This window comes from Cytobacillus sp. (assembly GCF_032154635.1).
Classification (GTDB): Bacteria; Bacillota; Bacilli; order Bacillales; family Cytobacillaceae; genus Cytobacillus.
In genome coordinates, this window is sequence record NZ_JALDXW010000013.1 from 103,943 (window position 1) to 116,645 (window position 12,703).

Sequence of the window (12,703 nt, forward strand, 5' to 3'; positions counted from 1 at the left end):
TCACCTTTTGTATTTAGACTTTTTCAATGTCAACAAAAACATCCTGCTGGGCAGGCCCTCCAATTAATAGGTCCGCTAAATATCCTTCGAAATAACTATCATCCTTATCAGCTAATGCATTTACAGAGAATCCTTGGCCTCGTCCTCTCGTATATCCTGATTCTTCATGCATTGGTGTATTCGTATTAAATGGGAGGTGGCCATACTTCTCTGCCGGTTTTATTGTTTTCCCATCAATTTTTTCCTCACTTGAACCGTATGCATAGTGACCAAAGCTAAAGTTTGCACCTACAACTCCTGGTTTAATTCCTGGTGTGACGAGTACCCTTGCTTTTTCTTTCGTATTGTTGGAAATGATATGAACAAAATCAGCTGTTTCAATGCCTTTTCTCTTTGCATCTATCGGGTTCATCCATAAATAATTCTCATCTCGAACTTCACGTAGCCACGCGTTACTTTCATTTCGATGTGTTCCCATGTTCCTTGATTTCCAGTTAATAAACTGAAATGACTTATTGGATTTATATACCTCACCATTATATTTCCTAATTTCATCTGAAAAAGCCACTCCCTCAAAAAACTTACCTGTATAGGAGCTTTTAAATCCCGCTGCCTTTTCATCATAAAAATGTACTAGATTCGCCCATTGATATTTAATATGCGGCCCAATATGTTCATCTCCCTGAGCCTCATATCTTCCACCACGATTTAGGACATATACAACCTTTTTCCATTCATCTGGTTTAACAGAACTTTTCAGCCTATTTATATCAAAATATTTTCCCAATGCAAGTTTCCTAGCTTTCTCGAAAATCTCCATTTCTTCTTGACTTGCATCCTTTACAGCCTGCTTTCCATCGAAGGCAATATTCGCAATCATTTTTAAATAATAATCTTCAGGACAATTAATTGGAGATCCATCAGCAAGCGCATTATCCCCAACACCTGGCAATCCCATTTCTTTCAAGAGATCGATATATACTTGTTCAGTCTGTCTTGCATTTGGTACAACTCTAGTTACAGGCTGAATAACACTTGCAAATTTATATTTCAATATAGGGAAAATTGCCTCTGTATTCCAGCTCTCCAGGTAGGATAAATCAGGCAAAATAAAATCAGCATATTTTGTTGATTCACCAATTACAATATCGGAGGATACTACAAGTTCGACTACTTTTGTATCTTTTAAGAATTTCTCCTGCATATCTGACCTTGGGCCAGACATGATTGGAGATGTCCTATTCATGAAAAGCGCTCTAATCTTATACGGATAACCCTCTGCAGCACTCGGGAGAACATCTTGAATAAGTTTGTTCCCTAAAGGATACCAAGGTCTTTTAGCCGGATAGCCATCTTTTTCGAATAATGTTGTTTTTTCATACGGTGTTTTATGACGAGTAACTGGTATTCCCCAAGAAATGTTTGGATTTGGTACAGAGGCTAAATCATATCGCCCTTCAGTTGTTTTATATTTTGCACCTAATGCCGTGTCGCCTCCAACCCAATCATGATTGCCCACTAAATGGTTTAACATATTTATCGCACGACTGCTGTAATATCCATTCGTATGCATGGCTGGTCCACGATAGGAGTGAATGCCTACTTTCTTGCCATGTGAAGTAAACTCTTTCGCTATTTGGGTAATTACCTCTACAGATACATCACACTGGGCCGAATATTCCTCTAATGTTTTTTCAAACGCCTTCTCCTTGAAAATGGTAAAAGTAGATTTCACCTTCATTCCATTGATCATGGTATTTACCTCTAAATCACCATCTGTCGCTTTTGTATGTGGAACAGGATTTCCTTTCTCAAGAACAACAAATTCGTCTTCACCTAAACCTAAATCCTTCGCTCTTAAAAACGGTCTCTTCGGATCTCCAACATTAACAAGATAAGAGGCATCACTCCATGTCGGTTCATTATCTAAATGTGCAGCTCCTTCATTCGGGTTTCGCAAGTATATTTCATCATAGCGTTTATTCTCAATAACCCATCTGCACATGGCCATTGCTAGTGCACCATCACCACCTGGTTTTACCGGAACCCATACATCTGCTTTTTCAGCTGTCTTACTATAGCGGGGATCAATAACAACCATTTTCATCCCACGTTCAATTGCATTTGTAATTTGTGGTGCAAATGTAGTAGGGCCACGGTTTGCTGTCATAGGATTGGTACCCCATACTAATACATATTCTACTTTCTCATAGTCTGGGATCATCCGTTTTTTCTGTTTTGTTGCATCGAAAGAACGAACGTTGCCCATCACACTCGTGATTCCGCAATAACCGCCATGGTCATAGTAATTAGCTGTACCTAAGCTTTTCGTTGCTAAACGTTCAATGAAGTCCCTTCGATGCCCAGCCATAATTGCAATTTGATTCGATTTTGGTCCTAAATCAGGATGATTTGTATCGATTAATAGATCTTGATATTTTTGATCAAAAGCTGATTTTTCCATTTCCCCTGTTTTTACTTTATCCCAGTCAGCCATGACTTTTTCCTCTGGAGCAAATGCCCATAAGTCTTTTAAGGATGGAGTTTTTAAATCCTTGCTGCCTTCTAGAATTTCTTTGTAGGCTTCTTCCCAAGTTAGTGTTTTCCATATTCCACTTCCTCGTTCACCCACTCTTTTTAATGGATGCTGTACACGAAATGTATCATATGCAGTTTGTATTCCAGCTTGTCCTTTTAAACAAGTACGTCCCCCACGGAACCCTCTGCCGCTTCTAGCTACATCTCCAGTTCCTTTTACCGCTTGTTCAAGAGGAGTATCATAGTTTATATGGCCATAAGGAACCATATTAATTGGACTGTATTGATTTCCAGCAATTTTTCTAATAATCGATGTGTATGCTCCTCCAGTACTTCCAGCTACAATATAAGCTTTAATCGTGCAAGTGGAATTACATTGCTGACACGATGTAAAAATGACATTCTCTGCTGTATAATCTTGATAATCAGTGCCAACTCCATGTTCTTCATCTACCCATACTCCGTTAATGACCTGTTTTACTGGGCCAATAAATGCAGGACCAATAATCGCAACCGCGCCAATTGATCCAAGTGCTTTTAGAAAACCTCTTCGATTCATTTTATCCTTACTCATAATTACTCACTCCCCTTTTTGTGAGTGTCTAATTCATCTATTGGAAATAGTTTTTCGCCAATTGTATAAAGAATGAGACACATGGCAATGACTCCAAAAGATGTTAACCATTCAGAGAGATTCATATAATAATTTCCATATGGCATTCCTTCCATTTTTGGCATGATTAATGTTGGAATCACCATATTGAAGCGCACCCCAATCACACCAATTAGCACCATGACAGAAGCAGCTAGAATCCAATTAATGGATTCTCGTGTTTTTTTGATGACTAATAGGATAAGCGGAAAAAACAAGGCAAATCCCATTTGAAAGAGCCAGAATGACCATGAGTAAGGACTGCCCATTATTAATTGAAGCGTGCCGAGTTCCTCATGCTCTAACCCATAAAATCCAACTAAAAATTCATACCATACCATAATGATTTCAATACCGATAAATAGGACAAGCATACTTCCTAAAGAACGAATCATTGAATGATCTGCTTGCTGTTTTTTCACTTTACATTTAATTACATAGATCGCGATGGATAAGGCTGTACCAGATACTAACGCAGATATAATAAAAATTAATGGGAACAGTGCAGAATTTAAATAGGGCTGTGCTTTTAGAACTGCAAAGATGGAGCCTGTTCCTCCATGAACACCGAAAATCGCAAGCGGGATTCCAATAATCCCCATTATCTTTAAGCGCTTTTTATCCTTCTCCTTATCTGTCTCAGAATATTCCCTTTTGTTAAAAATGAGGTATCGTGATAATTTTCCTTTAAAATCATTATTTTTTGCTATTTTAATAAGGTCACTTCTCATAGAAAAATACAATTCAACTACTAGTAAAAGTAAATAAACAATATAGAAATGGATTTCCCACGACATGGTGCTCGTTACATTCCAATAGATTACAGCATTCATGACATGATCTGGACGACCGATATCCAAAAATACAAAAAGAATACCAGTAATCATACAGACAATCGCTGAAAGCAAAGCAGCTCTACCGATTTTTTCGAATTTCTCCATGCCAAATCCATAAACTAATGTAGATAATAAAAACGAACCAGCACTTAAGCCAATAAAATATATATAAAAGGCAATCCATCCGCCCCATGGCACAATATTAGATAGATAAGTAGATTCCATTCCTTGCATAAAATAGCCAGTAATAATTGAATACACCCCTACACCAAATACAATGAATAAGAAAAGCCAGTATATTTTTTCAAGCTTCCCTTTCTTATGTTCAGGGGTGAGCATATTGTTAGCTAAGTTTGCCTTCGTATTCACAAAATTCACTCCTCATTTAGAAAGTCATAAAATACTCCCTTATCTTAAATACACAACTCTTGGCTTTGTTCCTAGCTCTTCCTTTAAACGAAATGCTCTAGGACTTGCGGCAAGCTTTGAAACCACACTATTCGGGTCATTCATATCACCAAAATAGCGTGCGTCTCCTATACAAGTCTCCACACATGCCGGCTCTTCTCCTCGCTGGAGGCGATGATAACAAAAGCTGCACTTCCTTACCGTTTCTTCAGGAACAGCTCCTTTTTTGCGTTTCCCGCGCTCTATTCCATATTCTGGGCTTGTTACGTCATTATATCCGATCATTTCTTGTTCATAACTGTTCCCGAAGTCATAAGATCTTGATCCATATGGACATGCTACCATGCAATACCTGCAGCCAATACAGCGATCATTATCAATGATGACGATTCCATTCTCCATTTTATATGTCGCCCTCGTCGGACATACTTGAACACATGGAGGATTGTCACACTGCATACAAGGCTTCGGTAAATTAGTGATTGAAAAGTTCGGATAATCACCTTTAATCGTTTCTAGGACAACATTATAAGACATACCAGGCGGCGTTCTATTTTCCGCTTTGCAGGAGACAGTACATGTATCACATCCCACACATTTTTTTAAATCAATAACCATCCCCCATTTAGGCCCCGTTCCCGCTGAGGTTGTAGAGTTCCGACTAGACTCGCTAGGTCCGCTTGCATATTGATCACCAAATTCTTTAATTAGCGATGCAGAATACACCCTATGAAAATCTTCAATTTTTAGTTTCCCATTAATCACTTTTCTAGCATCTCTTGCCATATTCTTTCCTAACTCTGAATCATATGGGCTTGTCGCCAATACTTTATCAGAATTTGGAACAAAGTGATCTGCTAGCTTTGAATAATCTTCAGGTTGTAAATGACTTTTCGATTGAATGGCCATATTAATAAGCTCCTTTCTATTTTGATGCTGTATCTTTTGCTTCTTTCATATCTTTCTGTACATCCTCAGTCATGTCACTTGTCAGTTCACGAGCTGACTTTTTAAACTCCCTTAATGTTTGTCCAACAGCCCTTCCAATTTCAGGGAGCTTTTTCGGACCAAAAATAATCAGTGCCAAAACTAAAATAAGAATCAATCCTGGAATACCAATGTTTGATAACATTTCCTCACATCCTTTTATTTATGTTCATTAATACACCTGCAAGTATCATGCCAAAAATGATACCTTTTATAAAATACGAGCGAACCCCTATTTTCCTAAACACAAAAAGACGGATAGAAAGAAGTTTTCTTTCTATCCGCCGTTTGAAAATTGCCTTTTTGTCACATTATAACCAATCGCTTTATGCCATTTTGTCATTCTTTTACTAATTTATATTGTTCAATTTTCCGATATAGGTTTCTTACACTGATACCCAAAATTTCAGCCGCCTTCGTTTTGTTCCAATTTACATTATGTAAGACACCTTCAATATGCATTATTTCTAATTCCTCTAAGGAGCATGTGGATTGCAGCTTTTCTATTGGCGAAATTTTCCGGGTTGGCAAAAGTAAATCAGCTGCTTCAATTTGTTCTGTTCTAGATAATAGAATGCCTCTTTCAATAATATGCTGTAGTTCTCTAACATTTCCTTGAAAATCGTAATTCTGTAATTCGAAAAACGCTTCAGAAGACAGCCGTTTCCCTTGGTTTTTTCCTTTATTAATGAAAAAATCAATAAAGAGCGGAATATCTTCTTTTCGATCCCTTAGTGGGGGAATTGTTAATTTAACAACATTTAATCGATAAAATAAATCCTCTCGAAAATGACCTTCAGCAACTTCATTTTCCATGTTTCTATTTGTTGCAGCCACGACCCGAACCGTCACTTTTCTTTCCCTTACATCACCCACACGCCTAAATTCACCTGATTCGAGAAATCTCAGCAGTTTAACTTGCAGCAATAATGGCATTTCACCTAACTCATCCAAAAACAACGTTCCACCATCTGCCGCCTCTACTAATCCTTTCTTATCATGATTCGCCCCAGTAAAAGCACCTTTCACATGTCCGAACAATTCACTTTCTAATAATTGTTCAGGAAGTGCACCTGAATTAACAGCCACAAACGGTTCATCTGCACGACAGCTCCAATAATGAAGCGCTTTTGCAAACAGTTCTTTCCCTGTTCCACTCTCTCCTTCAATCAGAACTGGCACATTACTATCAGCAATCCTGCGGGTAAGCTCAAGAACCTCAGTAAATATTGGACTTTCTCCGATAATTTGAAACTCATTATGCTGTCTAATAATTTCTTTCATACTATCATTCTTATGCTTTAATTTCCTGCTTTCCTCTGCCTTTTGTATGATGATTTCTAGTTCTGATAGATTGTACGGTTTAGTCAAATAATCAAAAGCACCAAACTTCATGGCTTCTATCGCTGTTTCAATCGTTCCATGGCCAGTTAACATTAATACTTCAGTCTCTGGCTGAATGATTTTTGTTTCTTTTAAAAGTTCAATTCCATCCATTTTCGGTAAACGAATATCGTAAATAGCTATATCAAATATATGTTTTTTTAATAGTAAGAGGGCATCTTCTGCTGTTACTGCACCTTTTGCTTCATATCCTTTTCGAATAAGCCTTTTGACTAGAAGTTCCAATAAGTCCTTTTCATCGTCAACAATTAATAATCGAGCTGAATTCATTGCTTGTCCTCCTTAAATCTTGTTTCAGCCGGAATGCTAACTATTACCGTTGTTCCTTTCCCTATTCTGCTCTCTACCATTATCGTTCCGCCAAACTCCTCTACAATCCCATAACAAACAGATAATCCTAAACCTGTCCCTTTTCCGACTGGCTTTGTTGTAAAAAATGGGTCAAAGATTTTCTGCATATCCTGATCAGGAATTCCACAGCCATTATCACTTATTTTAAAAACAAATCTCCTATTTTGCTGAACAGCAGAAATGGATACAGTTCCCTCTTGATTAATAGCATCAATTGAATTATTAATTAAATTTACTAATACCTGCATTAGTTTTATACTATCTCCAACCATACATGGCATTTCTTTTTGTATGGATACATCTAAAAGAATCTTCTTCTTCTTCAAGGAATACTCAACCAAACTAATACTGTTTTGGATGGTTTCTTTTATGTCAAAATGTGATACATTCCAATTCGACTTTCTAGAAAACTTCAGTAGATTTTCTGTGATTCTCTTACATCGATCTGTATTCTCCTTAATTTTTCTTAAGTACAATGCCATTTCATCCTCATCCAATGCATCATCCGATTGCTCCAGCCGTTCTATTAAATCCTCCGCATATACATGAATCGTCGCAAGCGGGTTATTCACCTCATGGGCAAAACTTGATGCCATTAAGCCTAGTGCACTAAGTTTATCTGTTTGAATCATCTTTTCTTCCATTTGCTTTTCCTCAGTAACATCTTCAATGAAAAGTAAATACTCCCCTTCCCCCTTTATTGCATGGGTAAGCGGAAATACACGATGCCTAAACAGCCGTTCCTCTCGTTTCCCTTTTTGCATCCTCATGATTGTATCGGCATTTTCATTACGCTCAGGACAAGTAATGGGGCAATTTTCACATGGAGTAGTCATTCCACCAATTAAAGTGTAGCAGGGTAATTTTATTTCCTCCTTATTTATCCAACCTTCGAGCAACGGATTCATCCAAGTGACCTGAAAATTTTTTGTCACAAGTGCTAATCCCGCACCAATTCCATTAACGACGATATCCAAGCGCTCCTTTTCCTGTTTTAAACGAAGTGATTTCTCATGAAGCTCTTGACTCATTTCATTGAAAGACTGGGATAGCTGTCCTAGTTCATCATTTCTATTTAATATAATTGGGGAAACTACATATCCAGCCTTTAATTTCCTCATCTCTTTGTCAAGAACAATGATTGGTGCTGTAAAATAAAGACCAGCATAAATACTGATTAAACTCACAATAAGTGTAACAAACACTGCAACCATTAAGCCTTTCATAAACATCTCATTGATTGGCTCATAGGCAGTTGTTTTAGGTTGCTCCATTATAATTGTCCACCCTAGATCAGTGAGTTTTTCTCTTACACCTAACATTTCTTTGTTATCTACATCTGGAATTTGATGCCATAATCTTCTATAGTCCTGATGGGCAATTACCTTCCCTTCACGGTCTAGTAAATATATATAAGATAAATTGTCTTGTTTTAATGATGATATCTGGCCTATAATTTTTTGCAGTTGTATTGTGATACCAACAGCATTTCTACTGCCATTTTCCAAATAAACTACAGCAATCTTCATAACAGGCTGTCCAAACTGATTAAATTCTACTTTCCCATATATTCGGTCTTCTGATCGAAAGGCAACCCACATTTCATCTGAAAACCAGCGCTCATTTGTGTCTGGAATATTGAGTTCATATCTAGAAACCTTTTCCTCCACTTTGCCACTTTCATTCGTAATGACCACTTCTTCTATTGAGGAATTCTTCAGTAATAAATCATAAAATATTGTCCGCCTATCTTCTTTTTCTCTTATACTCGAATAAAATTGAGCTTGCTGAAAGATCTGGTTGAACTCCCATTCAATTTCACCTGTTAGATTTTTGAGCATCAATTCTTGTTTACTTATGATTCTTGCCTCAAGATCTGGCTTAACATTGCTATAGTAGTAATAACTGATTAATAAAAGTGGAATGGTTGACATAATAATTCCGAAAACCAACACTTTTACTCGCATAGGCTGAGAATGAAGCCAATGGATGATTGACTTCATCATTATTGGCTCTTCCCTTCTGCATTAAGATGAATTAACTCTGCCAAATGGATAATATCCTTATTAAGTTCAATACCTAATTCAGATTTTACTTTTTGATTAACGATAAATCGGATATTGTCAGGCATTTCAACAGGAATGTCTGCAGGTGAGTTTCCTTGAATAATTGAACTAACAAATCTTGCAGATTGGTAACCCTGGTCAAAATAACTAGTACCATAGCTCGCTAGAATCCCATCCTCTGTTTCATTCTCATATAACCCCATGACAGGTATATGGTTCTCCTTTGAAAATTGAGCAATTTCTTTTGATAATGACTCCAGCTTAAATCCCGGCATAACTAAAATTGCATCATTCGCCTGTATGTCATTTTTCATTTCGCTAAAAAAATTATTTGAATCACTTACATTCCAGGAAATGATCTCTAAAGATAGTCTTTCAGCTGCTGCACCCACATTCTCCAGGCTCAGTTTACTTACCTTAATCTCTTCATCATAAAGAATATGAAATCTACTAATGGAAGGAACTAAATTATGAAAAATTTCCAGCCTTTTTCCTGATAAGCTTGTATGGTAATTATTAATCCCTGTAAAGAGACCACCTGGTGAACGATAATCCTCAATTAGCCCCATTTCCTTCGGAGCGGCAACTCCGGCAAACACAACAGGAATTTTTATATTTTGACTCTCCATTATTTCCTTCAACTTCAACGTTTCAATCCCGCCTAAAGCAACGATAAGCGCTGGCTTTTCATTTATTAAATCGTCTATATGAGAGGCAAGTGTTTTTTCCTGATCTTTCCCGCTTTTTACCGAATATTTAATTGACCGATCATCATATCCTAACTCCTGCATCCCTTTTTTAAGGCCGATTAGCTTTTCATATCTGCTATCTCCGATCATAATTATTCCTATATTCAATGGCTTTTGGTCTTTATTGCTTATATAAGTATAAGTAACAATAGAAATTGCCATAATCGTTAATAAAAATAAATACCATTTTGTTTTCATAGTAAACCACCTCGCACGAACATCCATCTTCACTATATCGAAAAAACTGGTCTAATCCCTTGCTAAAAAGGAGAATTCTATGAACCTTCCATTTTATACAAGCATTCAATTTTTAACAGGAGGTTTTCTTTCGTATCATTAAGGGATAAAATAATCTTTATATATGGAGATTCGAAAGGAATAAGTTATGAGAGAAATTACTGTTGATCAATTCATCCAATTGAATAATGCAACTGCAGTTGACGTTCGCTCTCCGGGAGAATTTAAAGAATTTCACATTCCTGGATCCGTCAATATACCATTATTCACAGATGAAGAGCGTGCGAGGATTGGTACTATTTATAAACAAGAAGGAGCAAATATCGCAAAGTGGAAAGCGATGGAATTAGTCTCGCCGAAGATTCCTTCGTTATTAAAGGATATAAAGGCTCTTCATGAAATAGGAGCTGAGCCAGTTATTTACTGCTGGAGAGGTGGAATGCGCAGCAAGGCTGTTGCTACATTTATCGCTTTTGCGGGGATTTCTGTTCCACGGCTAATTGGCGGATATCGGGCTTATCGTCAATATATTCTTGAGAAAATACCTTTCATGCTGCCAGAAAAGGCAGTTACCCTTCATGGAATGACCGGTGTTGGTAAAACTGATGTGTTAAAAGGCTTACATGCTAAAGGTTTGCCTGTCATTGATTTAGAAGAATTGGCAGGTCATCGAGGATCCATCTTCGGAACTTTTGGTTTGTTCCCTGGAAACAATCAAAAAACATTTGATTCCCTTTTATTTAAATCATTAACGGAAATAATCAACTCTTCCTTCTTCATCATCGAAGCAGAAAGCAAACGAATTGGTAAAGTTGTGTTGCCAGACGAACTTTTAAGGAAGAAGCAGCTCGGTACCAATATTTATTTACAAGCTTCAATGACCTCACGGGTAGAGCGAATTTATCATGACTATTGTTTGCCGTACTTGGACGAGGATTGGTTCCATGAGAAAGTTATTGAACGTCTTTCATATATTAAAAAACGCATAAAAAGTCATGAAATTAATGCTTCTCTAGATGATGCAGTTACGAAGCGAGCATATAAATCTGTCATCCTCATTCTTCTTAAAGAGTATTATGACCCCCGCTACGCACATAAACAAATGGAATATAGTGAACCCTTTCATCTTATTGATGCTGAAAATACGGAATCGGCAGTTTTAGACATTATGGAATTGATTCAAACACAAACTGCTCTAGTTCATTAGCCTAGAGCATGTTTGCTTGCTAATAAGATGCAAACATTGCAATTGCTAGAATTTTCCCATTATACGGACAGATTCTTTGCAAGGAATTCGTATATTTATGATATGATACTAATATCTGTTCAAACCTGTTGTTCTTAATATGGAACTTCTCTTTATTTTTTGGTATGATTATATTACATATTAAAGTAAGGTGTGTGAGATTGGATGATCGGTGAACGAGTTAAACAACTGCGAAAGGAAAAAAAAATGTCATTATCCGAGCTTGCCGAACAAGCTGGCGTGGCCAAGTCATATTTAAGTTCGCTCGAGAGAAACTTGCAAACAAACCCATCAATTCAATTTCTTGAAAAAATTGCTGCAGTATTAAATGTACCTGTCGATCACTTAATTCACGAGCAGCCTAATAAAGAAGAATTGGATTCAGAATGGATGAAAATTGTACAGGAAGCCATGAATTCTGGAGTTTCTAAAGACCAATTTCGCGAGTTTTTAGCATTTAATAAATGGCGAATAGATCAAAATAAATAAGTTCTTCATCATACAAAAAAGGGAAGGAGGCTCAAAATGATTTATTAGCCTCCCTGCCCTTTTATTTAAATAAAAAAGCATTTCTTTAATGAGAGAATTCCCACAAGAAATACTTAATCCTTCAACCCCTTCTTTTTCAACCCTTCAGAACTATTTCTTTAACACCGCTGTTCACCAAAAAATCCCTAATTTCTTCTTTTTTGAGTCCCATTTTTTTTGCCTCAATAATCAGCTTTAGCCATTCTGTATCCATTTCTCTCACAGTCACTTTCATCTCAACCACATAGTCCCCCCCAAAATACGAGTCGTATTTAAGGCAATCCAGCCATCCTAGTATTTTATCCAACATACCTTAGACCTGTGACTTTGCGTCCCTGCTTTTCAACAAGTTTGCCTTTTTCTATATCTTTTCAAATAGGTAATATATTCTATATTACGTATTTTAAATGATGTATATCACTTATAGTGTTAGTTTTTGTCTATTCAGAAAACTTTTAAGCAGTTATTTTTGATTATATTTCGACACAATTCCACAACTACATTACGGAATTTGTTTCATATAAATATATATTCTAACTTAATACCCAGACTTCTCTTCATTTTTCTAAATCATTTTGAGGTAATTTGTCGTAATATTTTGAAACTATAGGGATAACCTCCTGTTTCTTTATAAACATACGAATAAATGATTATCGTGTTTTAAATTTAGTGAGAAATGAAATGAATAATTATCGGAATGC

General features: G+C 36.7%; 10 protein-coding genes and 1 riboswitch. Of the genes, 2 read left to right on the plus strand and 8 right to left on the minus strand.

All coding sequences use genetic code 11. From position 1 onward, the window contains the following. Positions 1-13 precede the first annotated feature (13 nt). From RUH74_RS11445 to RUH74_RS11475, 7 genes are all read right to left on the minus strand, one after another. On the minus strand, positions 14-3,112 hold the full coding sequence (locus tag RUH74_RS11445) for a molybdopterin-dependent oxidoreductase (protein WP_313800435.1): 3,099 nt from the start codon (positions 3,110-3,112) through the stop codon (positions 14-16). A gap of 2 nt (positions 3,113-3,114) precedes the next feature. Then, positions 3,115-4,395: an NrfD/PsrC family molybdoenzyme membrane anchor subunit gene (gene nrfD, locus RUH74_RS11450; protein ID WP_313800436.1), complete on the minus strand. Its 1,281-nt coding sequence runs from the start codon at positions 4,393-4,395 to the stop codon at positions 3,115-3,117. 39 nt (positions 4,396-4,434) lie between these two features. Further along, the gene (locus RUH74_RS11455; protein WP_313800437.1) at positions 4,435-5,343 is read right to left on the minus strand and encodes a 4Fe-4S dicluster domain-containing protein; all 909 of its coding nucleotides are present in this window, start codon (positions 5,341-5,343) and stop codon (positions 4,435-4,437) included. Between the two features lie 16 nt (positions 5,344-5,359). Continuing rightward, entirely contained in the window at positions 5,360-5,566 is a 207-nt protein-coding gene (tatA, locus tag RUH74_RS11460) for a twin-arginine translocase TatA/TatE family subunit (RefSeq protein WP_313800438.1), read from the minus strand. A gap of 194 nt (positions 5,567-5,760) precedes the next feature. Then, on the minus strand, positions 5,761-7,095 hold the full coding sequence (locus tag RUH74_RS11465; RefSeq protein WP_313800439.1) for a sigma-54-dependent transcriptional regulator: 1,335 nt from the start codon (positions 7,093-7,095) through the stop codon (positions 5,761-5,763). Continuing rightward, positions 7,092-9,182, minus strand: coding sequence for an ATP-binding protein (locus tag RUH74_RS11470; protein ID WP_313800440.1), 2,091 nt, complete (start codon positions 9,180-9,182; stop codon positions 7,092-7,094). The genes RUH74_RS11465 and RUH74_RS11470 overlap by 4 nt, the downstream gene beginning before the upstream one ends. Next, positions 9,182-10,189 (minus strand): ABC transporter substrate-binding protein, encoded by a 1,008-nt coding sequence (locus tag RUH74_RS11475; protein WP_313800441.1) that lies wholly within the window; start codon positions 10,187-10,189, stop codon positions 9,182-9,184. Before RUH74_RS11475 ends, RUH74_RS11470 begins: the two co-directional genes overlap by 1 nt. A gap of 187 nt (positions 10,190-10,376) precedes the next feature. On the opposite strand from RUH74_RS11475, the gene mnmH reads away from it, so the two are divergent. Both mnmH and RUH74_RS11485 read left to right on the plus strand, forming a co-directional pair. After that, positions 10,377-11,435: a tRNA 2-selenouridine(34) synthase MnmH gene (gene mnmH, locus RUH74_RS11480; RefSeq protein ID WP_313800442.1), complete on the plus strand. Its 1,059-nt coding sequence runs from the start codon at positions 10,377-10,379 to the stop codon at positions 11,433-11,435. Positions 11,436-11,639: 204 nt separating this feature from the next. Next, a complete protein-coding gene (locus RUH74_RS11485) occupies positions 11,640-11,963 on the plus strand; it encodes a helix-turn-helix domain-containing protein (protein WP_313800443.1) in 324 nt (107 codons plus the stop codon). Positions 11,964-12,099: 136 nt separating this feature from the next. Here RUH74_RS11485 and RUH74_RS11490 read toward each other — a convergent pair whose 3' ends face one another. Continuing rightward, on the minus strand, positions 12,100-12,237 hold the full coding sequence (locus RUH74_RS11490) for an anti-repressor SinI family protein (RefSeq protein ID WP_313800449.1): 138 nt from the start codon (positions 12,235-12,237) through the stop codon (positions 12,100-12,102). A 38-nt stretch (positions 12,238-12,275) separates the two neighbouring features. Next, a riboswitch (cyclic di-GMP riboswitch) is annotated at positions 12,276-12,368 on the minus strand. Positions 12,369-12,703 lie beyond the last annotated feature (335 nt).